General features: G+C 67.7%; 17 protein-coding genes and 1 pseudogene. 7 read left to right on the plus strand and 11 right to left on the minus strand.

Annotation, left to right across the window (positions count from 1 at the left end):
* Positions 1-14 precede the first annotated feature (14 nt).
* Together flgK and flgL are read left to right on the plus strand one after the other, a co-directional pair.
* On the plus strand, positions 15-1,895 hold the full coding sequence (gene flgK / locus WBN46_RS14370; RefSeq protein WP_337732140.1) for a flagellar hook-associated protein FlgK: 1,881 nt from the start codon (positions 15-17) through the stop codon (positions 1,893-1,895).
* Positions 1,892-3,094 (plus strand): flagellar hook-associated protein FlgL, encoded by a 1,203-nt coding sequence (flgL, locus tag WBN46_RS14375; protein ID WP_192202700.1) that lies wholly within the window; start codon positions 1,892-1,894, stop codon positions 3,092-3,094. Before flgK ends, flgL begins: the two co-directional genes overlap by 4 nt.
* A 371-nt stretch (positions 3,095-3,465) precedes the next feature.
* Here the strand turns inward: flgL and WBN46_RS14380 are convergent, their stop codons facing one another.
* The 5 genes from WBN46_RS14380 to lexA are packed head-to-tail and all read right to left on the minus strand — an operon-like array spanning position 3,466 to position 10,015.
* Complete coding sequence (locus WBN46_RS14380; RefSeq protein ID WP_337732141.1) at positions 3,466-4,104, minus strand: alpha-ketoglutarate-dependent dioxygenase AlkB; 639 nt, start codon at positions 4,102-4,104, stop codon at positions 3,466-3,468.
* A 7-nt stretch (positions 4,105-4,111) separates the two neighbouring features.
* On the minus strand, positions 4,112-7,357 hold the full coding sequence (locus WBN46_RS14385) for an error-prone DNA polymerase (RefSeq protein WP_337732142.1): 3,246 nt from the start codon (positions 7,355-7,357) through the stop codon (positions 4,112-4,114).
* Positions 7,354-8,772, minus strand: coding sequence for a DNA polymerase Y family protein (locus WBN46_RS14390; RefSeq protein ID WP_337732143.1), 1,419 nt, complete (start codon positions 8,770-8,772; stop codon positions 7,354-7,356). The genes WBN46_RS14385 and WBN46_RS14390 overlap by 4 nt, the downstream gene beginning before the upstream one ends.
* A gap of 9 nt (positions 8,773-8,781) precedes the next feature.
* Complete coding sequence (gene imuA / locus WBN46_RS14395) at positions 8,782-9,408, minus strand: translesion DNA synthesis-associated protein ImuA (protein ID WP_337732144.1); 627 nt, start codon at positions 9,406-9,408, stop codon at positions 8,782-8,784.
* Between the two features lies 1 nt (position 9,409).
* The gene (gene lexA / locus WBN46_RS14400) at positions 9,410-10,015 is read right to left on the minus strand and encodes a transcriptional repressor LexA (protein WP_337732145.1); all 606 of its coding nucleotides are present in this window, start codon (positions 10,013-10,015) and stop codon (positions 9,410-9,412) included.
* A 111-nt stretch (positions 10,016-10,126) separates the two neighbouring features.
* Between lexA and WBN46_RS14405 the strand changes: the two genes are divergently transcribed.
* Positions 10,127-10,348 carry an AbrB/MazE/SpoVT family DNA-binding domain-containing protein gene (locus WBN46_RS14405; RefSeq protein WP_192202705.1) on the plus strand — a complete coding sequence of 74 codons (222 nt, stop codon included), beginning with the start codon at positions 10,127-10,129 and terminating at the stop codon, positions 10,346-10,348.
* Positions 10,349-10,358: 10 nt separating this feature from the next.
* Entirely contained in the window at positions 10,359-10,787 is a 429-nt protein-coding gene (locus WBN46_RS14410; RefSeq protein ID WP_337732146.1) for a type II toxin-antitoxin system death-on-curing family toxin, read from the plus strand.
* Between the two features lie 222 nt (positions 10,788-11,009).
* On the opposite strand, the gene WBN46_RS14415 is transcribed toward WBN46_RS14410, so the two are convergent.
* The 3 genes and pseudogenes from WBN46_RS14415 to WBN46_RS14425 all read right to left on the minus strand — a co-directional run bounded on the left by WBN46_RS14415 (position 11,010) and on the right by WBN46_RS14425 (position 16,059).
* Positions 11,010-12,131 (minus strand): HDOD domain-containing protein, encoded by a 1,122-nt coding sequence (locus tag WBN46_RS14415; protein WP_225591127.1) that lies wholly within the window; start codon positions 12,129-12,131, stop codon positions 11,010-11,012.
* 608 nt (positions 12,132-12,739) lie between these two features.
* Positions 12,740-13,501 (minus strand): annotated as a pseudogene (locus WBN46_RS14420) (ribonuclease H-like domain-containing protein); the annotation flags it as partial.
* 137 nt (positions 13,502-13,638) lie between these two features.
* Positions 13,639-16,059 (minus strand): DEAD/DEAH box helicase, encoded by a 2,421-nt coding sequence (locus WBN46_RS14425; protein WP_337732147.1) that lies wholly within the window; start codon positions 16,057-16,059, stop codon positions 13,639-13,641.
* Between the two features lie 175 nt (positions 16,060-16,234).
* On the opposite strand from WBN46_RS14425, the gene WBN46_RS14430 reads away from it, so the two are divergent.
* The 3 genes from WBN46_RS14430 to WBN46_RS14440 all read left to right on the plus strand — a co-directional run bounded on the left by WBN46_RS14430 (position 16,235) and on the right by WBN46_RS14440 (position 17,756).
* Positions 16,235-16,588: a hypothetical protein gene (locus tag WBN46_RS14430; protein ID WP_337732148.1), complete on the plus strand. Its 354-nt coding sequence runs from the start codon at positions 16,235-16,237 to the stop codon at positions 16,586-16,588.
* A 275-nt stretch (positions 16,589-16,863) separates the two neighbouring features.
* Positions 16,864-17,313: a hypothetical protein gene (locus tag WBN46_RS14435; RefSeq protein WP_337732149.1), complete on the plus strand. Its 450-nt coding sequence runs from the start codon at positions 16,864-16,866 to the stop codon at positions 17,311-17,313.
* 116 nt (positions 17,314-17,429) lie between these two features.
* Positions 17,430-17,756 carry a hypothetical protein gene (locus WBN46_RS14440; protein WP_192202711.1) on the plus strand — a complete coding sequence of 109 codons (327 nt, stop codon included), beginning with the start codon at positions 17,430-17,432 and terminating at the stop codon, positions 17,754-17,756.
* Positions 17,757-17,790: 34 nt separating this feature from the next.
* On the opposite strand, the gene WBN46_RS14445 is transcribed toward WBN46_RS14440, so the two are convergent.
* The 3 genes from WBN46_RS14445 to WBN46_RS14455 are packed head-to-tail and all read right to left on the minus strand — an operon-like array spanning position 17,791 to position 21,545.
* Positions 17,791-19,299, minus strand: coding sequence for an ATP-binding protein (locus WBN46_RS14445; protein WP_337732150.1), 1,509 nt, complete (start codon positions 19,297-19,299; stop codon positions 17,791-17,793).
* Positions 19,300-19,302: 3 nt separating this feature from the next.
* A complete protein-coding gene (locus WBN46_RS14450; RefSeq protein ID WP_192202713.1) occupies positions 19,303-19,743 on the minus strand; it encodes a response regulator in 441 nt (146 codons plus the stop codon).
* Complete coding sequence (locus WBN46_RS14455; RefSeq protein ID WP_337732151.1) at positions 19,740-21,545, minus strand: ATP-binding protein; 1,806 nt, start codon at positions 21,543-21,545, stop codon at positions 19,740-19,742. The genes WBN46_RS14450 and WBN46_RS14455 overlap by 4 nt, the downstream gene beginning before the upstream one ends.
* Positions 21,546-21,579 lie beyond the last annotated feature (34 nt).

Here is a 21,579-nt window from a genome sequence, read left to right on the forward strand (position 1 = left end):
TCCAGGGAGCACGCATGTCCAACCTTCTCGCCACCGGCAGCAGCGCCCTCCTCGCTTTCCAGCGCGCCCTGTCCACGGTCAGCCACAACGTCGCCAACATCAACACGCCGGGCTACTCGCGCCAGCGTGCCGAATTCGAAGCGCGCGACGGCACCTTCTTCGGCCAGGGCTACCAGGGCAACGGCGTGCAGATCGTCGACGTGCGCCGCATGGCCGACTCGCTGGCCACCTCGCGCCTGCTCGACAGTGGCGGCGAACTCTCGCGCCTGCAGCAGTTGTCGGTCCTCTCCACCCGGCTCGACCAGCTATTCTCCGAGAAAGCGACCGGCATCAGTGCGCCGTGGTCCAGCTTCTTCGATTCTGTCAGCGCGCTGTCCTCCAACGCCGCCGGCTCCGCCGACCGCGAAAGCGTGCTGGCGCAGGCGAATGCGCTGGTCACCCGCTTCCGCCAGATCGACCAGCATCTCGACGGCCTGGATACCGAAGTCAATGCGGGCCTGACCGCCGCCACGGGCGAAGTGAACCGCCTGGCGAAGGAGATCGCCCAGCTCAACGGCCAGATCGGCGGCAATACGAATCCCTCCGGCGACCTGCTCGACCGTCGCGACCAGCTCATCAGCGAACTGGTCGCCTTCACCGGCGGCAATGCGGTGACGCAGGACGGTGGACTGGTCAACGTGTTCAGCGCCGGTGGTCAACCGCTGGTGGTCGGTGCGAGCGCCAGCACGCTGGTCACCGTGCCCGATGCGTATCGTCCCGAGCGCCTGCAGGTGGCGCTGGAAACCAACGGCCAGCGCATCACCCTGGACAAGCGCGCCCTCGGTGGCCAGATCGGCGGCCTGATCGAATTCCGTACCACCGTGCTTGACCCGGCCGTGGCCGAACTGGGGCGCGTGGCCACCTCGTTGGCGCAGACCTTCAATGAAGGACATCGCGCGGGCATGGACCAGTACGGGCAGATCGGAGGCGATTTCTTCAGCCTGCCCGCACCCCGCATTTCGTCGCATGCGGGCAATGCCGGCAACGCGGTGCTGCAGACATCGGTCGGCAGCGTATCGGCGCTGAATGCGCAGAACGTGTTGTTGCGCTTCGATGGCGGCGCGTGGGTGGCGACGCATCCGGAAACCGGCGCGGCCATCGCCACCACCGGCACCGGCACCGCCGCCGATCCGCTGGTGGTGAACGGCATCGAAGTGGTGCTGGCCTCCGGCGCGCCGGCCACCAACGACCGTTTCCTGCTGCAGCCCACGGCCGGCGCCGCCGGCAACCTGGGGGTCGCGATCACCGATCCCGGCCGCATCGCCGCCGCCACGCCGGTCAAGGCCACGACCGACATGGCCAACACCGGCAGCGGCAAGCTGAGCGGACTGAAGGTGACCGACGCGGCCAACGCAGGCCTGCTGGCGCCGGTGGACATCGAGTTCATCGACGCCACGCAATACACCATCAATGGCACTGGCCCGTTCCCCTACACGCCGGGGCAGACGATCGCATCGAACGGCTGGAGCCTGGTGCTGGATGGCGCGCCTGCGGCAGGTGACACCTTCAGTGTCGGCCCCACCGGCGCCAACTCCAGCGACAACGGCAACGCCAAGCTGCTGTCGAACCTGGACGATGCACGCGCGCTCAACGGCGGCACGCTGACGCTCAATGGCGCCATTGGCGGGCTGACCACGCAGGTCGGCTCGGCGGCGCGCCAGGCGGACTATTCCGCGCAGGCGCAGCAGGTCATCCATGACCAGGCGCAGGCCGCACGCGATGCGGTTTCCGGCGTCAACCTGGACGAAGAAGCCGCCGACCTGATGCGCCTGCAGCAGGCGTACCAGGCCGCGTCGCAGATCATCGCCACCGCCGACACCCTGTTCCAGGCGCTGCTGGGAGCCACACGCCGATGAACTACCGTATCTCCACCGGGATGATGTACCAGCAGTCGATCAACACGATGCTGGCCAAGCAGGCGAAGCTGGCGCATACACAGCAACAGCTCTCCAGCGGACAGCGCCTGGTCACCGCCAAGGACGATCCGGTCGCCGCCGGCACCGCCGTGGGGCTGGACCGTGCGGTGGCCGAACTCGAACGCTTCGGCATGAACGCCAGCGCCGTGCAGAACCGCCTGGGCCTGCAGGAGAACGCGCTGACCCAGGTTGGCGATGCGATGGCGCGCGTCAACGAGCTCGTCATCCAGGCCAACAATGCGGCCATGGGCGACGACAGTCGCCAGGCGATCAGCACTGAGCTGAAATCGATCTACGCCGGTCTGCTGGATCTGGCCAACAGCACCGACGGCGCCGGCCGCTACCTGTTCGGCGGCACCAGCGACGGCAGCGCGCCGTTCGCCATCGCCGGCGGCAACGTGATCTACAGCGGCGACCAGACCCAGCGGCAGGTGGAAGTGGCGCCGGACATGTTCGTCGCCGACACCCTGCCCGGCAGCGAGGTGTTCCTGCGCCTGCGCACCGGCGACGGCCGCATCGACGGTCAGCCGGCCGCCGGCAACACCGGCACCGGCTTGCTGATGGGCTTCAGCGTGACCGATTCCACGGCCTGGGACGGTGACACCTACACGCTCAGCTTCGGCGCGGGCAATACCTACCAGGTGGTCGATGGCGGCGGCGCCGTGGTCGCCACGGGTGCGTACGCCAAGGGCGAGAGCATCGCCTTTGCCGGTGTGCAGATGAAGATCGACGGCCAGCCCGCCAATGGCGACAGTTTCACGCTGGGGCCGGCCGGCTCGCGCGACATCTTCGCCACCGTGCAGGGCCTGATCGACACGCTGGAGACCAGCCCCACCACCGACACCCAGCGTGCCGTCATGCAGAACAGCCTGCAGGCAGCCATGCGCGATATCGCCACTGCGCAGAGCAGGATGATCGACGCGCGCGCCAGCGGCGGTGCGCAGCTGTCGGCCATCGACGACGCCGCTGCGCTGCGCGAGGCGAACAACGTCACCTTGCAGGGCACGCTGTCCACCCTGCGCGACCTGGACTGGGCCGAAGCCATCGGCCGCTACCAGATGGAAAACACCGCCCTGCAGGCCGCGCAGACGGTCTTCATGCAGATGCAATCGCTGTCGTTGTTCAAGCTGATGGGCTGACGGCGGCGCACGAACCCTTTTCAAGCAGTCCTTGACCCTCCCGCCGCGATCCCTCGCGGCGATTTTTTTGTATATCCCCTTCTCCCCGCCTGCGGGGAGAAGGTGCCCGGAGGGAGGATGAGGGGTCGAGCGCTGTAAGCCATCGGGCGCTCCACCTTCACTTCTCCGTTCGCCCCTCACCCGCCTTCGGCACCCTCTCCCCGCTGCGCAGGGAGAGGGGAACTCGTCGGCCTCCCGCCGCGACGCCCTCGCGGCGATTTTTTTGTATATCCCCTTCTCCCCGCCTGCGGGGAGAAGGTGCCCGGAGGGCGGATGAGGGGTCGAGCGCTGTAAGCCATCGGGCGCTCCACCTTCACTTTTCCGTTTGCCCCTCACCCGCCTTCGGCACCCTCTCCCCGCTGCGCAGGGAGAGGGGAACTCGTCGGTCGCACCCGGAACACCACGCTGATCCGCGGCCCCTGCGCACGTCGCGTCTTTGGAATGCCGTGTTCGTGCGTGCTCTGCGAGGCATGGCTCATCGACAGCACGCTGCCAGGCGCGAGGTCGACCGCCAGCGTCTCGCGCCTGCCCGCACGGGCACGGATCAGCATGCGTCGCGGCGCGCCCAGCGAGACCAGGGTGATCGGATGACCGGCCGCCACGGTGTGCAGTTTGTCGCCATGCATGGCGACGCTGTCGTCGCCGTTGCGGTAGAGGTTCATGCCGATGCGCGAGTACGGTGCCGGCGCCTTCGCCTGTACGCAGGCCAGCAGCGCCGCCAGTGGCAGGTCGTCCGGCAGCGCGTCCACGGGATAGTTCGCCAGCAGCCGCGGCACGTCGACGATGCGGTCGTACATCGGGCGCTGGAGGTGCGTCCACGCAGCCTGGGCGAGGAGGATGTCGAACCAGCGTCCTGCCGTGACGGGATCGATCACCCCGGGCCAGTAGCGGATGCCGCCCTCGGCGTCGTCCACCAGCGGCACTACGCTGGGTGCGAACAGATCGTTGGTCAACGTGGACAGAGCGTGCATGGCGGCCTCAGTGGAAATCGCGCGAAGAGGTCTGCAATTCGCCCAGCAGATGACTGAAGTCATGAAGGTCGTGGGCGATCAGATGGCGCACGCCATCGACATGTTCCCAGCGACCACGCACACCCAGCAGGCGCGCACCCAGCAGGGCCTTGCGCCGGCGTTCGGCGATGCGTGCCCAGACCACGACATTGACCACGCCATGCTCGTCTTCCAGGGTGACGAAGATGACGCCGCTGGCCGTACCGGGCCGCTGGCGCTGGGTGACGATGCCGGCCACATGCACACCACGCCCGTGCGGCAGGTCCTGCAGCTGGCGCGAATCGACCACGCGCTGCTGGCGCAGGCGCTCCCGCAGCAACGCCAGCGGATGCACGCCCAGCGTCAGTCCGGTGACGCGGTAATCCGACAGCACGTCTTCCACCTGGCTCGGCGCGGGGAGCACGATGTCGTCCTCGTCGGGACTTCCCGGCAACAGCGGGCGCTGGCGCTCGATGCCGGCCGCCGCCCAACGTGCAGCGTGGCGATGGCCGGCAAGCGACTGCAGTGCGCCCGCTTCTGCCAGCGCACTGCGTGCCTTCTCGTCGAGACTGGCGCGCAGGCACAGGTCGCGTACGTCGGTAAAAGGTCGCTGTGCGCGAGCGGACATGATCGCCTTGCCCACCGTTTCCGATAACCCGCTGACCTGGCGAAAACCGAGACGCACCGCGGCTTGCCCTCCCCGCACGGCATCGCTTCGCATCCGGCCGCCTTCCAATGTGTTGTCCCAGTCACTGCAGGCCACATCCACGGCACGGACTTCAATACGCGGCCGCCCCGCCGAATGGCCCCGCCGCGCGTCCTGCACGATCTGGCTGGGCGAATAGAAACCCATCGGCTGCGCATTGAGCAGCGCGCACACGAATGCCGCCGGCTCATGCCGCTTCAGCCAGCAGCTGATGTACACCAGCTTGGCGAATGAGGCGGCGTGGCTCTGCGGGAAACCGTAGGAACCGAAACCCTTGATCTGCTCGAAGATCTGGTCGATGAACTCAGCCGAATAGTCCTTCTTCTCCATCAGGCGGCGGATCTTGTCGCGATGTGGCGTCATGTCGCCGCCCCTGCCCCACGCCGCCATCGAACGGCGCAGGCCATCGGCTTCCGAAGGCGTATAGCCGGCATGGATCACCAGTTCCATCACTTGTTCCTGGAACAACGGGATACCCAGCGTATTGCCCAGGATGGCTTCGATACCCTCGGACGGATAGGTCACCGCTTCTTTCTTCTGCCGGCGCCGTAGGTATGGATGCACCATGCCGCCCTGGATGGGGCCGGGACGGACGATGGCCACTTCGATCACCAGGTCATAGAAATTCTTCGGTTTCAGCCGCGGCAGCATGCTCATCTGTGCGCGCGATTCGATCTGGAACACGCCGATGGTGTCGGCGGCCTGGATCATCGCGTAGGTCCGCTTGTCTCCCGGCGGCAGTCCGGCCAGGTCGATCGTGTAGCCGCGGTGCTTCGTCACCAGGTCCACGGCCTTCTTGATGCAGGTCAGCATGCCCAGTGCCAGGCAGTCGACCTTCAGCAGCTTCATCGTCTCCAGGTCATCCTTGTCCCACTGGATGATGGTGCGGTCATCCATCGCGGCGTTTTCCACCGGCACCACCTCGGACAGCGGCCCATCGTTGATGACGAAGCCACCGACATGCTGAGAGAGGTGGCGCGGATGGCCGCGCAATTGCGCCGTCACCGCCAGCACGCGGTGGATCAGCGGATTCTCCGGATCGAAGCCGGCTTCGCGCAGGCGCTGTTCCATCGGCGTCTCGCCATTGCCCCAGCCGAAGCACTCGGCCAGCAATGCGATCTGGTCCGGTGGCAGGCCGAACGCCTTGGCGACATCGCGCACGGCGCTCTTGCCGCGGTAGCGGATGACGGTCGCGGCCAACGCCGCGCGGCGGCGGCCGTATTTGCCGTAGACGTACTGCAGCACTTCCTCGCGCCGCGCGTGCTCGAAGTCGACGTCGATGTCCGGCGGCTCACCGCGCTCCTCGGACAGGAAGCGCGCCATCAGCAGCCGGCTTTCGGCGGGATCCACCACGGTGATACCCAGCGCGAAGCAGACGGCCGAGTTGGCCGAGGAGCCTCGCCCCTGGCAGAGGATGTCCCGCGACTTGGCGAAGCGGACGATGTCTTCGACCGTCAGGAAGAATGCCTCGTAGTTGAGCTTGGCGATGAGGGCGAGTTCCTCGTCGATCTGCACAACGATGGCCGGCGGGACGCCGTCCTTCCAGCGCTCCCGCATGCCCTGCTCGGTCAGCGCGCGCAGCCAGCTGGCCGGCGTATGACCGGCCGGCACCAGTTCGGCCGGATAGCGGTACTTCACCTCCTCCATCGAGAACGTGCAGCGCTGCGCCAGGGCGACGGCGTTTTCCAGCAATGCCGCGGGATAGATGTTGCCCAGTGCCCGTCGCGTGCGCAGATGGCGCTCGCCGTTGCGGAACAGATGTTCTCCGCACTCCGCCAGCGGCAAGGTATGGCGGATCGCCGTCATCGTGTCCTGCAGCACCCGTTGTCGACGCACATCCATGTGCACGTCGCCGCTGGCGATGGTCGTCATCGACATCCGTCCGGCCAGATCCAGCAACTGCTGCAGGCGCGCCGCGTCGTCCTGCTCACGGTGCAGTTCCACCGCCAGGTGCACGCGCGTACCCAGCACCTGCTGCAGCCAGCGCCCTTGCGCATCGTCCGGCGTGCGGCACGGCAACCACAGCGCGAACAGGCCGCCGACCTCCGGTTCCTCGTTCCCCAATACCCGTTCCACATCCTGACGCGTCAGCCGGTACGTGCCCTTGGGTGCGGCACGGCGTGCGGTGGTGATCAGTTCGCACAGGCGCGTGTATCCGTGCAGGGTTTCCACCAGCAGCGCGCACTTCAGTCCACACGCCAGGGTGAATTCGCTGCCGACGATCAGCTTCAGCCCGGTGGCGCGCGATGCCTCCAGTCCGCGCACGATGCCGGCCAGCGAGCACTCGTCGGTGATCGCCAGGGCCTCGTAGCCACAGTGCTTCGCGCGGACGAACAGGTCTTCCGCGCTGGATGCGCCGCGCAGGAAGGAGAAATCCGACAGGCAGTGCAGTTCGGCGTAAGCCGGCAGGCCGTCGTCGACCCGCGCGTCGTCATTGGCGGCCGCATGCGCCCGCAGCCGATGCGCGGTCTCCCAGGCGCGCGGCACATGCGCGCCCGGGTAATCGCCGCGCTCTTCGTCGCGGCTCACGCGAACCACCCGTGCAGCATCCACCCGCCCTGCTCGCCCGGTGGTGCGAAGGCCCAGGCACGCTGGCCCTGCGAGGTTTCCAGCACGTAGTAGTCGCGGCGCGCGTCCTCGCCGTCCCACCAGCCGCTTTCCAGCCGCTCCGGACCGGACACGATGCGCGGATGCGGGTCGCGCAGCGGCACCGGCTGCGGCAGCAACCACGTCGGCCGTGGCGGACGTACCGGCGCCTGTTCGATGCGGCCGGCATCGCCCTGCATGCGTCGCCATGCACGCTCCGGGCGCGGGTCGCCGGCAGGCGCCACGCGATGCACCGCCTCGTCGCCCAGGCGCGCGCGCAGGCGTTCGCGCAGTTGCGGCCATGGCAACTGCTGCTGCGGTCGCGTATCGAACAGATCGCGCGCCGCCGGCACGAACGGCGGCAGCTCGCGCGCGAGCAGGCGCACGCCCACCACCGGGTGCGCGATCTGCACGCGCTCCAGCCGATTGCGGGTCAGCTCGAACAGCATCGCCGGTTCGCGTTCGGCGGCCAGCAGGCCCACCTCGACATCGGTGTGGCCTTCCTCATGCTCCAGCCGCAGGACGAAACGCTGCACGCCACCATCGCGGATGGACAGATAGGTGCACAGGTCCCCGATCAGCCGGCGCAGCGGGAACAGCAGCGCCATGTGGCTCTCGACCTCGTAGCCGAGTTCGATGCGCGCATCGAAGTGGTCCGGCGGTGCGTAGTACGCCAGCGGATCGTCGGTCTGGCCATACAGGCGGTCCAGGTGTTCCAGCACCGGCAGGCCGAAGCGGCGGCGCAGGCTGTCGCGCGGCAAGCCGCGCAGCGTGCGCAGGTCGCGGATGCCCATGCGGTGCAGGCGCTCGCCGGCCTCGTCCGGCAGGCGCGCGCGCCGCACCGGCACGCGGTCCAGCATCTCGGCCATCGCCGCGGGCTGCATCACCGCCAGGCCATCACGCAGGCCGGCGAGCACATGCGCCGCGCGCGGCGTGGGTGCCAACGCGAGGCGATGCTGGAAGCCCAGCAGGCCCAGTTCCTCGCGCAACCGCGCCTCGATGCGTGGCCACGGCCCCAGCAGGCGAAAGCTGGCGCGCACCTCCAGCACCAGGCAACCCGGCCACTGCGCACTGACCAGCGAACTGTGGCGGTATGCCCAGGCGGCGAGGAAACGCTGCCAGCGCGCTTCGGCCGGCGGGTCGTGTTCGACCATCGCGAAGTCCGGCAGCAGCGCGTGCGCGGCGGTCAGGCGCATGCCGGCCCGCAGGCCCGCCTGCGCGGCCGACGCATTCACGGCATGCAGGGTGCGCAGTTGCGCGGCGCCACCGACCAGCGCCAGCGGCGCACCGGGATCAGGCAGACGCCGGAGGACGGCGTCCAGCGCCAGCTGCGGCAGCAGTACACAGGCCCAGAGCATGCGCGCGCCTCAATGCGCGACCAGCGCGAACGACTGCGCGGGCGCCGGGCCGCCGCGGCATTTGCGCACCTGCCAGTGCGTGCCGCCCTGCGCGTCGCGGATGGCCTCCACGCGCAACGCGGCCGCCGACGGATTGGCCGCATGGCGGCGGTCTCGCAGCGCGAAGCCCAGGCATTCGCCGCTGTCGGCGGCCACCTGCAGGCGGCGCAACGCCGGTCCATCCGCCTGCACCGGCCAGCCCAGCACGGCCGCGCAGGCGCCGCTGCGCAGGCATTGTTCGAACGCCCACAGCGCATCGCGCGGCGCTGCCTCGACGATCTCCAGCAAGGCCAGATCCACGCCCGCGGCCTGCCATGCGGGCGCATACGGGATATACGGCGGCGCGATCACCGCCACGGTGCTGCCCGCCTGCGTCATTCGCGCCAGTGTGGGCAGCAGCAATGCCAGTTCGCCCACCCCGTCGGCGGGCAGCAGCAGTTCGGTCAACGCGCGGCGTGGCCAGCCGCCCTGCGGCAGCAAGGCATCGAGCGCTGCGTGGCCGGTGGGTTCGCCATCGGCGGCGATGGCCGCGTTGCGGCCGGCGTGCCACAGCGTGCGCGCGGCCAGCAGCGTGTCGAGGGCGACGACCGCGCCCATGTCAGCCGCGCCTTACCAGACCGCAGTACACGCCTTCGATGGCGAAGTCCTGCCCCGGCTGCACGTCGATGGGTGCGTGCGCGGGATTGCGCGGCAGCAGGCGGATGCGCCGGCGCTCGCGCTGCAGGCGCTTGATGGTCAGTTCGCCATCGATGCGGGCCACGACGGTCTGCCCATCGCGTGCCTCAGGCGTGCGGTGCACGCCGACAAGATCACCATCGACGATGCCGTCGTCGATCATCGAATCGCCCTGCACCTTCAGGAGGTAATCCGGTTGCAGGGAGAACAGCCGGCGGTCCAGCCAGAGCTGCTCATCCAGGCCGATGTCGGCCCCGATCGGTTGGCCAGCGGCCACCCGACCCAGCACGGGCAGCGGCAGCAGATCGGCCGTGCCGCCCGGCAGGCGCAGGCCGCGTTTCTGGCCCGGGGCCTGTTCCAGCAGGCCATAGGCCACCAGCGCCTGCACGTGCTTCTGCGCGGCATTGCGCGAGGCGAAGCCGAACGCGTCGGCGATGTCCGCCAGGCTGGGCGCGCGTCCGGCCGCCAGCTCCCGGCGCAGGAAAGCCAGCACGGCGGCACGTTGGGGAGGCAGGTCGACGGCATTCATGGGTGTACATTTGTACACCTTAAGGTCTCACATGGCGAGAAAGAGGTGCGGCTTGCCTGCAAGCCTCATACGCCTCAATATAACTCCAGTTATAACGTCAAGGAGGCAGCCATGAAGCTCAAGATCACCACGGTCGGCAACTCTGCCGGTGTCATCCTGCCCAAGGAGCTCCTGTCGCGCCTCCGCTTGGACAAAGGCGATGAACTCCACGCGCTCGAGACGCCTGACGGCATCCGCCTGACCGTCTACGACCCCACCCTGGCCGAGCAGATGGACGTGGCCGAGCAGGTGATGCGCCGTCGCCGCACCCTGCTCAACAAGCTGGCCCAGTGACGCGGCGCTCATGATCGTCTGGATCAGCCGGGCCTTGGCCCTGGCCATCCATGACCGCCAGTTGGCCGAGCATGGCGGCGCCACCGGCATACGCGACGAGGGATTGCTGGAATCGGCGCTCGCACGCCCCAAGCAGTTGCACGCCTACGGGCAGCCTGTGCCGGACCTGGCCGATCTGGGGGCCGCCACTGCCTTCGGCCTGGCGCGCAGCCATCCCTTCCTGGATGGCAACAAACGCATGGCGGCCGTGGCCTGCGAAGTCTTCATCGTGCTCAATGGCGCCACCCTATCGGCCGAAGACCACGAGCTGTATCCGCAGTACCTCGGCTTGTCCGAAGGCAGCCTCGGCGAGGACGAATTCGCCGCGTGGCTGCGTCCGCGGATCATCGCCAGATCCCCAGGCAAAGTGCAGGAGCCCTCTCCCGCCTACAGCCCCTGACGGCGACGCACACTCGCCGTCGTCCCAGCGAAAGCTGGGACCCATCTTGCCGTTGCCTTCCCTGACATGCGGGAAGGACGGACATCACTGAGGGGCAATGGATTCCAGCTTGCGCTGAAAGGACGGCCAAGACCTCCAAACGGCCGCGTTCCACGTGACGGACGCATGGAGTCGCAGGCGGTCATGTCGTGCGCAGGAGCGCACGTGGCATCGGATGAAACGTCAGGCAGCCTGTTCTTCGGCACGCTCGACCATGGTCTCGGCCATCTGCCGCCAACTGGGCAGCTGGTCGAGCACGCCCAGCGACTTCAGGTAACCCTCGTCCACCGGCTCGTTGCTGGCCAGGGCACCGGCCACATGCACGGCGCCCGGCACCCAGAAGCTGCGCAGGCTGGAGCGCTGCGGCTGGCGATGGAAGGCCACCGCTTCCACGATCGGCATCGGCAGGCCCCACAGGCCCAACAGGTAGGCACCGGCCTCGGTGTGGCCGGGGCGGTCGTCGTCTTCGGCGGCCGGCGTATCGCGTTCGTCGCGCACGCCCGGCAGCAACAGGCCGATGTCGGCGAGCAAGGCCGCCGTTGCGCCGAGCTCGGAACTGGTGCGCGGCAGGATCTTCGCCGCCAGCCGCGAAGCCAGCAAAGCGCGTTGCTGAAGGACACTGCGATCGACGTTGGAGGCGGTCTTCATCGAGAACACCTCGCTGGCCAGCACCAGGTCACGCAGTGTGCCCAGGCCCAGCCGGGTGACCGCAGCGCGCAGGTCGGTGATGGAACGGCCGTTGGAAAAATAGGCCGAGTTGCACAACTGCAGCACCTTGGCCGCGATGGCGGGATCGCCGGCCACCAGCGTGGCGATGTCGTTGGCGGTCCCTTCGTCCTCTTCCAGCGCACGCGTCAGCGCGAAATACAGGTGCGGCGGCGATGGCAGATGTTCGACGCGGCCGATGGCGCGGCGCAGGCGCGGGCTGTCCAGCAGGTCGCGCAGTTCTTCCAGGCTGTGGATCGCCTCAAGCACGGTTTCCGACGACAGCGGCAGCGGCAGGAAGCGGTGTGCCACGCCGATCAGCTTGATCGGCGCCGCCAGGCTCTCCGCAGCGCCTTCCAGCAGCGCGATGCGGATGGTCTCCGGACGCAGCGTGCGGATCTGGCCGAGCAGCGTGGCCGGTGGCAGGTCGGCGAGCGCCGGGCCCGCCATCACCACGTCCACCGGGCCATTGGCGACGGTATACATCGCCGACTTGGCGTCGGCGACGACCTCCACGGTCCATTCGTCCCCCATGTCGCCGATGTAATCGGCCAGGTCGTCAGGCAGGCAGGCGGTGTCGCCAACATACAGAATGCGCAAAGCACTTCCCCTTGGATCGTTCTTGCAAGCTTCAACGCGCACCCCCTGCTTGCGGAGGCGCGGACCGGATGAAATCTAGCAAGGATGTCGGCCGCGGCCGGGAGTTCTTGAATCGCGATGCGGAGAATGCGCAGTCCTTCACATTCCGCTGTCGGTGGATTCCCGACAGCGCTGCGACTCGGAAGCGGAACGTGCCCAGCGCTGCGGCCCGCGATTGTCGAGATTGAGGTTGCCATCGAAACGCGTGCGCTCGAAATCGAGTCCACGTCGTTGTCGTTGTAGCGCTACAAGAAGTCGAAATACCCCCAGGGGAAGTACTCCACTTCCACCTGCGCTTCCAGCGCGCCGCCGGTGACGTTGCCACTGTCCTTCCCTGTGTACGCCAGCGCGTCGCCCGTGTCCCGACAGCGACCGCGCGTACTCGACGCGCAGCATGCGGCCATTCGTCCCTGGAAAAGCGATCCACCGCAGAAAGCCGATCCTGCGCAGACCAGCAAGCAGAGGAAAAAAGGGGGTGGCGCATGGGGCGGCTCCTGCGGCAAAGCGGACAGGCATGGCCTCATCGCCGACACGCCGACCCTGCCAGCATCCGTCCGGCGAGGGGGCGATCACGGAGGATCGCAGGCGAACGGCGGCCCCACGGCCGGTGTCCCGGCATCCGGCTGCGCGAGATGCAGCAGCAGGTGTGCCAGTGTCACCACGTCCTGGAAGTTGTGCAGCAGCACGCGCCTGAGCAGGCCGGCGTCGCCACCGCGCAGATACTGCAGCCAGGCGCCCGGTGCTTCCGAGCCCGGCAGGTCGTCCTCCCGCACGATGCCCAGTGCATGGCGCTCGATGGTGGCCAGCCGGCAGTTCTCCCACACGCCGCGATAACGACGACGCGTGGGGAACAGCAGGTCGAGGTGATCGATGCCGGCGAGCGGCGTGCCCATCCGCGCCAGCCGATAACGCGTGGCCAGCAGCGGGGCGTCGTAGCAGCGGCCGTTGTAGCTGACAAGGCGTGTCTCTTCGCCCAGCCAGCCGGCGAACGCGCGCAGCATCGCCGGCTCGGCGGAAAGATGGGTGATCAGCAGCTGGCGGACACGCAATCCGCCCGGCACGAAATCCGACGCACCGATCATGAAGGCGCGCGTGCCGGTGCCACCGGAGAGGCCCGTGGTCTCCGTGTCGAACAGCAGCATGCCGGCCGTGGGCATCGGGTCGCAGCGCGCGAACGCGCCGTCCACGTGCACCGGCACGTCATCGAAGGGCAGCACCTGTTCCAGCAGCAGCACGCCCGGCGCGATCTCCTGGCCAGGCAGCGCCCGGTCAGCGGCGCGCATTGGCGCGCGAGGCACCGCTTTTTCGCGCAGGCCCAGCATGCGGCGCAGTGCCGGCAGCGGATCATGCGGCGGTGGCGCATCCGCCGTGGCGACCGGATCCCGTGCCGCGTCGATGCCGACCCGGTGCGGCGTGGCACCCTGCCCCGCCTGGTGGCGCAGCCGCTGCAGCTTTTCCAGGCTGATGCTCATGCGGCATCCAGCAGCTGCAGCACGCGCGCGGCCAATGCGCGCGGTGTGGTGGCGGCGTCCTCGTCCACCGCCAGCACCGGCCCCACGCACGCGGGACACCCCGCCTTGCAGTCGCACGCCGCCACCAGCTGCGAGGCACGGTGTACCAGCTCGCGCTGTCGCCGCCACAGCGGTTCGCTCAGGCCGATGCCGCCGGGATAGTTGTCGTACAGGTACACGGTAGGAACGAAACGTTCGCCCGATACCGGCGACAGCACCTGGCTTTCCGTTCCGCGCAGCTGTCCGCGGCCCTTCGTGTCCGGCAGGGCGAACCAGGCACCGTCGCCGTCGCCTACCGCCTTCTGCAGGTCGCGGCCTTCGGCCATCACGGCGACGGTGGCGGCGATGTGCAGGGCGTAGGCGGCGCCGAGGAAGCCATCCAGCGCTTCCTGCCTCGATTCGAACGCCGACTCCAGCAGTGCCGGCGGCAGCTGCCACCACAGGCTGGTGGTGTGCATCTCCTGGTCCGGCAGGTTCACCGGGCCGTAGCCGATGTTCTCGTGCGTGTAGTAGCGGATCTTCTTGTAGCCGGCCACGCGCCGCACCACGTGCACCTCGCCGTGGTGGCACGTGCCCTGCCCGGCGATGCCGCCGTCGAAGCGCTCCAGCACCTTCAGCTTGGTGTAGTCGATCGCGTCGGTGTAGTAGTCCACATGGGTGCGGGTGACGTAGGCCTTGCGCCCTTCCCAGTCCAGCCGCTCCACCTGGTACGGCGTGGACTGGATCATGTGGATCGCGCCCTCGTACAGCGTCAGCGGGGCGGCGCTGAAATCGACTTCGGCGATGATCACCTGACGGCCGTCGGTGCGGTCGACGACGACGAAGTTGCCGTCCGCCACCGAGCGCAGGCTGACTGCGTTGGCCGGATAGCTGTCGGCGATCCACTCGTAGCGGTCGCCTTCGCGATGCACCACGCTGTCCTCGTCCAGCAGTTGCAGGAACGGCGACGGATCGACCGGCCCGAATGGCTCGCCGGCCAGGAACGGCAACTCGAACGCGGCGCACCGCACGTGGTCCAGCAGGATCATCGGCTGGTCGGGCGCGATGCGGGCGTGTTCCGGCGGGCTGTCGGCGAAGAACTCCGGATGCCGCACCACGTACTGGTCCAGCGGCTGCGAGCTGGCCACCAGGATGCCCAGCGCTGCCTGCTGACGGCGCCCGGCCCGGCCGAAGCGCTGCCACGTCGCGGCGATGGAGCCGGGATAGCCGTTCAGCACCACCGCATCCAGGCTGCCGATGTCCACGCCCAGTTCCAGCGCGGAGGTGGAGACGATGCCATCCACGCGGCCATCACGCATCGCGCGCTCGGCGTCGCGGCGCTCGGTGGGCAGGTAGCCGCCGCGATACGCGCGGATACGCGCCGGTTTGCGCGGGTCGTGGTCGAACACGTCCTTCAGGTACTTGGTCAGCACTTCCACCATCGTGCGCGATTGCGCGAACACCAGCGTCTTCAGGCCCGCCTTGATCGCCAGCCGCGCGATGCGGTTGCTCTGCGAGCGCGCGGATGCCCGCAGGCCGAGATCTGGATTCACCACGGGCGGATTCCACAACAGTACGTGCTTCTCGCCGGTCGGCGCGCCGGATTCGGTGATCGCATGCACCGGCAGCTCCAGTAACGCTTCCGCGTGCGCCTGCGGATTGCCGATGGTGGCCGAGCAGACGATGAACTGCGGCGTGGCGCCGTAGAACGCGCATACCCGCTTCAAGCGCCGAAGCACGTTGGCCACGTGGCTGCCGAACACACCGCGGTACGTGTGCACTTCGTCGATCACGACGTAGCGCAGGTTCTCGAAGAACTGCGCCCACTTGGTGTGGTGCGGCAGGATGGCCTGGTGCAGCATGTCCGGATTGCTGACCACGATGTCGCCATGCAGGCGGATCGCTTGGCGCGCATCGCCCGGCGTGTCGCCGTCGAAGGTAAAGGCTTTCAGGCCAAGGTCGCCGGCCCTGCTCAGGTCCAGCAGTTCCGCCACCTGGTCCTGCGCCAGCGCCTTGGTCGGGAACAGGTACAGCGCCTTGCCCCTGCGCTCCAGCGCCGAGGCCACCACCGGCAGCGTGTAGCACAGCGATTTTCCCGATGCCGTCGGCGTCACGACCGCCAGATGTTCACCCGCCTGCACATGCCGCCATGCCTCGGCCTGGTGCGAATACAGACGCCCGATGCCGCGCGCGCGCAGCGCCTCGGCCAGTTCCACGGGCAGATCCGGCGGCAGCGGCTCGTAACGCCCTTCACGCCCCGGAATGACGAACTGCCCGGTCACGCGATCGTGGTACTTGCCCGCGAGCCGCTCTGCCAGGGCACGGCCATCGGCTGCGTTCACCGGCAGCAGCGCTGCATCGGTGGCGTGCTGGCGGATCAGGGATGTCTGGGCGGGCATGGCGGTCTCTCGGCGGCGTGTGCGCCATCAGAACCGCGCCGCGTCTCAATCCCTGAGACTGACTGCCTGCTGACAGGTGGCCCCTGCCTCAGCTTTGTGATCGGAGTTTGAAGGCATTTCTCACCCGTGGGTAACGTCTCCCGCGATACCACGTCACCGTGAACCGGAGACGCCCATGAACCGCCACCTCTATCGCGAACAGCTCGACACGCTTCGGCAGGCCCCCCGTCGTGCCAGCACCATGGCCGACGATGCATTCACCGCATTCACGGCCTACGACTACGGCCGTCGCCGCCGCCTGCATCCGGATGTCGCGTGGGAAGATGCCTGCCGTGCCTACGCGTTCGCGGCGGCCTCGCATGCGGACCATGCCGGGCAGCTCGACCTGGACACGGAACTCGAACTCGAGGACCACTGGGAACGCCTGCGTGGCGATGCCGGTCCCGACTGGCCGGTCGCGCGTACGCTGTTGCGCGAGACGTGGCGCTGGCTCGATGAACACGGCGCGGGTGCGACCCGCATGCATTGAATCATCCCCCGCACTGCAGGAGACGACGAACGGTAGGCCGGCCATGGCACGACCCGCCGTCTTCAACAACGCAGGGGCACAATAACGACAAGATCCGGCAGGGTCGTGGACCACGCATCTCCTTCGGGGAATGGGGTGACACGTTGCCACAGGGGCCGTGCGCAGTCAGGGACTGTCGCGACGGGGTCGCGCAGACGGCTGTCATGTACAGGTAAGCCGCGTTTCATCCACAAGGTCCACGCTCGGCCATGGTCTTGCGCCATGGAGGGGACCTCATGTCTTGCCTGCCTGATCCGTCCGCGCCCGCGTGGATAGAGGATGCGATGCCCTGTGCCGTCATCGACATCCACTCGGAACTGCGCTTCTGGGAAGAAACCTACGCGCGCCAGAGCTTCCACCGCCCGGGGACCCCGTTCCGCCATTACGTGCCCACGCTGAAATTCGCCTACGACATCTACCTGCTGTCGCACAGACGATCGCTTGAAGAACTGCTGCCTTCGCTGCCCTCCCGCTATGAGGCGGGCATCGTGCGTGGCGTCCGGCTGGACTGGCCGTTGGCGCATGCGGTCATCGCACGCGTATGGGAGCGGCTCAATGCGCCGCTGGAAGAAGATGCGCCGTTGTTCGCCCCGCCACCGACAACCGTCGTGGACGAGCGCGCCTTGTTGGCAGAGGCGATGAACAAAGCGGGCACCCGTACCATCACGCAGCGAATGCAAAGGTGAACGTAAAAGACGTTGTGCGGTTAAACACGGGTTAAAACGCTCTTTATTTCACTTAAGCATCACCGCGCGGAACAAAAAATCCTCGTCGCCACCACCACGCCGACCGGGGATCACCAATGGCCAGCCTGCATCATCGCAACGCCCACGCCACCGCTCAGATCGTCGACATCGACGCCGAACTCGCCTACTGGAAGACGCGTCTCAACGAAGATACATTCCAGGTGGTCGGAGCCACGGTGGGTGACCTGGAGCAGTGCCTGAAGGTCGGCTATGACGCCTATCTGCTGCACCATCGCCAGGACTTCGACGACATCGCGCCCTCGCTGCGCGACCGCCTGCAGCGCTACTGCCCGGATACGCCGATCGGCTGGTACCGTGCGCAGCCGATCATGCGCGCGGTATGGCAACGGCTGAAGCCTGCCGTCGCGATGGGCCACGCCTGATCCTCGACACGCCCCTGCCCATGGGCAGGGGCGCCTAGCTGCCCAGGCCCAGCGCGTGCTCGATCGCGTTGAACAAGGCCTGGATCTGCACCGGCTTTGTCAGTGTCGCCGCGCAGTCGTGGCCGCCGTCCGGCGTGCCCGGCTCGCGCAGGCGGATCACCGGACCGTCGAAGCCGGCTTCCTGCAATACCGCCAGCACGTCCGCGGCGGACAGCAGCAGGATGTCGTCGTCGATGATCGCCAGCTGCGGCAACCCGTCACGCGCAATCTGCTGCAATGCATTCGCACCGTCAGGCGCCATGATCGGATCGTAGCCCTGGCTGGCCAGTGCGTTGCCCAGCAGTGAGAGGCGCGTGGCATCGCCGTCGACCAACAGGATGCGGCGACCCTCGCCATCCCGGAACGCCGCGTCTTCCGTTCCCGACCAGTCGTCGACAGCCGGAGCCGGCAGGTGCAGCTCGAACGCGGTGCCCTGCCCATGCGTGCTGTTCACCTCGATGCGCCCGCGCACCGATTCGACGATGCGCTTGCACGACATCAGGCCCAGGCCCGTGCCGCTGGCCTTGGTGGTGAAGAACGGCGTGAACAGCTGCTGGCGGGTGGCCTCGTCCATGCCACTGCCTTCATCGGAGACACGCAGCACCACGTAGTCCTGCCCGTCGGCGCCCACCGTCTGCGTCGCCGACAGGGTCAATTGCCCGCCGCGTTCGGCCATGGCCTGGATGCCGTTCAAGCAGAGGTTGATCAGGCATTGCTGGAATTCGGTGTAGTTGCCTTCGATCAACAGGTCTTCCGGCGGCAGTTCCACCGTCAGCCGGACCTGCCGCGACAGGCTGCCCTGCAGCAGCAGTTGCACCGCGCTGAACAGCGCCGCCACGCTGATGGTCTCACTGGCCTTGCGCGAACCGCGCACGAACGACAGCATCGAATCGGCCATCTCGTGCCCGCGCTTGCCGCTTTCGGAGATCACCGCGCCCAGGCGCAGGATCTTCGGATCGTCGCTGTAGGTCGACAGCAGGTCGGGCACGATCAGCAGCGGCTGCAGGATGTTGCGAAGATCGTGGCTCAGGCCCGCCGCCAGCATGGCCAGGCAGTCCAGCCGCTGCGAGCGCATCAGTTCGCGCTCGGCATGTTCGCGTTCGCGCTCGCTGCGCGCCTCGCGGATGGCGCGCGCCACCGCCGACGGCAGCCGTGCGGGCGTGTGCTTCAGCACGTAGTCGCTGGCGCCTTCCTGCAACGCCTTGACCGCAGCTTCCTCGCCGATGGTGCCGGAGAAGAACACGAACGGCAGCCGCGGATCATGCGCGCGCAGGATTTCCAGGGCCTGGTAACCGGAGAAGCCGGGCAGCTCCATGTCCGAGAGGACCAGGTCGAATGGCGCACCCGCCAGCGCCGTGCGCAGGTCCTCGGCTGCATCCACGCGCACGAATTCGGCATCCAGTCCGGCCTCGTGCAACTGCTCCATCAGCAGTTCGGCATCGAGTTCGGAATCCTCGACCAGCAGGATGCGGACAGGTCCCAGCGGTGTTCCCGATTGCGGCACGGATCAGTCTCGCGGCAGGGTTTCGTTGATGACCGCCCAGAACGTGCCCAGCGTCTTGACCGCCTGGAAGAACTGGTCGATGTCCACCGGCTTGACCACGTAGGCGTTCGCGCCCAGGTCCCAGCTGCGCGCCAGGTCGCTTTCCTCGCGCGAGGACGACAGGATCACCACCGGCAGGTGCTTGAGCTTCTCGTCGCCGCGGATGGTCTTCAGCACCTCGAGCCCGTCCATGCGCGGCATCTTGATGTCCAGCAGCAGCACCGACGGAAGGCCGTCTTCACGCTGGGCGTGCGCGCCGCGGCGCAGCAGGTAGTCCAGTGCTTCCACGCCGTCCTCGACGTGCACGATGGGATTGGCCAGGTTGGCCTCGCGCAGCGCGTCGATCGCCATTTCGGCATCGGCCAGGCTGTCTTCGGCCAACAGGATGGTGCGGATGGCGCTCATGCGTCTCTCTCTCTGGAAAGCGGAGCGTCGAGCGCCGCGGGAAGGGTGAAATAGAACGTGGCGCCCTGGTCGGGCACCGACTCGGCCCAGATGCGGCCACCATGCCGGCCGAGCACACGCCGGACACTGGCCAGGCCAATGCCCGTGCCGGGAAAATCGCTGGCCTTGTGCAGGCGCTGGAACACGCCGAACAGCTTGCCGGCGTACGCCATATCGAATCCTGCGCCGTTGTCACGTACGCTGAACAGGTGGCTGCCGTCGCTCTGCAGCTGATGGCCCACCTCGACGATGGAGCGCTCGCGCTGGCTGCTGTACTTCAGCGCGTTGCCCAGCAGATTGCTCCATACCTGCCGCATCATGTTCTCGTCGGCCAGCACGATGGGCTGCGGCGCGATGCGCCATTCCACCCGGTCGGCGCGGCCTTCGTTCGCCTCGTTGGCATCCAGCATGGCGCGCGCTTCGGCTACCAGCGACTGCATGTCCACAGCCTGAAGGCGCAGCGCGTTCCGGCCCAGGCGCGAGTACACCAGCAGGTCGTCGATCAACTGCGACATGCGGCGCGCGGAATTGCCGATCACGTCGAGGTAATGACGGCTCTTGTCGTCGATGTCTTCGCCAAGATGGCGGCCCAGCTTGTCCGAGAAGCCGGCCACGTGCCGCAGCGGCGCACGCAGATCGTGCGATACCGAGTAGCTGAAGGCTTCCAGCTCGCGATTCACTTCCGACACCTGCTCCACCTTGCCTTCCAGCTGGCGGTTCAGCGCCGCGATTTCCTGCTGCGCAGTTTTCTGCAGCGAGATGTCGCTGACCGTCATCAGCACGGCATGCTCGTCCTCACCCGGCAGCGGCATGCGGCGCGCATTGAGCAGCACGGTACGTCGCACGCCATCGACGGTGTCCTGCTGCAGTTCGTAGTCCCAGAGTTCGCGCCCGCGCGCGAGCACATCGTCCAGGCGCTGCCGCATCACCTTGTCCTGCCAGGCGCTGCCCAGTTCGTCCAGGCTGCCCGCCTTTGCGCCCTTGCCCATGCCGTAGAGCTCGCCGAAGGCGATGTTGTGCATCTTGATGTGCTGGTCGCCGTCCAGCAGCACGATGGGCTCACGCACGGTGTCCAGCATCACCAGTGCACGCTCGCTGGCCTGTGCGATCCGCTTCTCCGCATTCAGCCGGCGCGCGACCTGGCGACCCAGCGACAGCAATACCAGGGCGAGCAGCAGCAACTGCGCGCCCATGGCCACGAGGGCCAACCATTCCGCGCGCTGGCGCTGGCGCTGCGCATCGTAGTTGCGCTGGGCTAGCAGCTGCCGTTCGTTGTCCAGTATCTGCGTCAACAGGCCACGGATGGGGAAGCGCGTCGCCAAAGGCGCCACCACGGAACCCCGGTACGCTTCGGGGGCCTGCATGAGTTGATCGATGACCTCCATGCGCGCCTCGACCAGTTCACGCAGGCGGCCGATCAGCACGAGCTGCTCCGGGTTGTCGGCCGTGAATTCGGCCAGCGTCTCGAACCGGCCTGGCAGCGCCTTCCGCCCGGAGACCAGTCGCTCGCGGGCCAGGGGATGGTCCGCGCCCAGCGCGATCATCATGCCGGAGGATTCGATCTCGCGGACCTCGACGGCCATCGCCATCACGGCCGCTTCCACCTGGTGCGTATGCGCCACGGCATCGGCGGCTTCCAGGTTGGCCCGCGACAGGCGCTGCAGCAGCACCACGGGCCCGACCACGATCAGCAGGATGGCCAAACCCAACAGCGGCAGTCGCCATCCACCCCAGCTAGTACGGGCACTGTCGTCGTCGTTCATGATCCCCTGGCATCCATGGGTGACGGGCGGAGCC

The organism is Pseudoxanthomonas sp. CCNWLW251 (genome assembly GCF_037402255.1).
Lineage (GTDB): Bacteria > Pseudomonadota > Gammaproteobacteria > Xanthomonadales > Xanthomonadaceae > Pseudoxanthomonas_A.

Bases quoted from the DNA above. Each gene is read 5' to 3' on its own strand.
- flgK (WP_337732140.1), top strand. From the start codon at position 15: ATGTCCAACCTTCTCGCCACCGGCAGCAGCGCCCTCCTCGCTTTCCAG.
- flgL (WP_192202700.1), top strand. From the start codon at position 1,892: ATGAACTACCGTATCTCCACCGGGATGATGTACCAGCAGTCGATCAAC.
- WBN46_RS14380 (WP_337732141.1), bottom strand. From the start codon at position 4,104: ATGCACGCTCTGTCCACGTTGACCAACGATCTGTTCGCACCCAGCGTA.
- WBN46_RS14390 (WP_337732143.1), bottom strand. From the start codon at position 8,772: ATGCTCTGGGCCTGTGTACTGCTGCCGCAGCTGGCGCTGGACGCCGTC.
- imuA (WP_337732144.1), bottom strand. From the start codon at position 9,408: ATGGGCGCGGTCGTCGCCCTCGACACGCTGCTGGCCGCGCGCACGCTG.
- lexA (WP_337732145.1), bottom strand. From the start codon at position 10,015: ATGAATGCCGTCGACCTGCCTCCCCAACGTGCCGCCGTGCTGGCTTTC.
- WBN46_RS14405 (WP_192202705.1), top strand. From the start codon at position 10,127: ATGAAGCTCAAGATCACCACGGTCGGCAACTCTGCCGGTGTCATCCTG.
- WBN46_RS14410 (WP_337732146.1), top strand. From the start codon at position 10,359: ATGATCGTCTGGATCAGCCGGGCCTTGGCCCTGGCCATCCATGACCGC.
- WBN46_RS14425 (WP_337732147.1), bottom strand. From the start codon at position 16,059: ATGCCCGCCCAGACATCCCTGATCCGCCAGCACGCCACCGATGCAGCG.
- WBN46_RS14430 (WP_337732148.1), top strand. From the start codon at position 16,235: ATGAACCGCCACCTCTATCGCGAACAGCTCGACACGCTTCGGCAGGCC.
- WBN46_RS14435 (WP_337732149.1), top strand. From the start codon at position 16,864: ATGTCTTGCCTGCCTGATCCGTCCGCGCCCGCGTGGATAGAGGATGCG.
- WBN46_RS14440 (WP_192202711.1), top strand. From the start codon at position 17,430: ATGGCCAGCCTGCATCATCGCAACGCCCACGCCACCGCTCAGATCGTC.
- WBN46_RS14450 (WP_192202713.1), bottom strand. From the start codon at position 19,743: ATGAGCGCCATCCGCACCATCCTGTTGGCCGAAGACAGCCTGGCCGAT.
- WBN46_RS14455 (WP_337732151.1), bottom strand. From the start codon at position 21,545: ATGAACGACGACGACAGTGCCCGTACTAGCTGGGGTGGATGGCGACTG.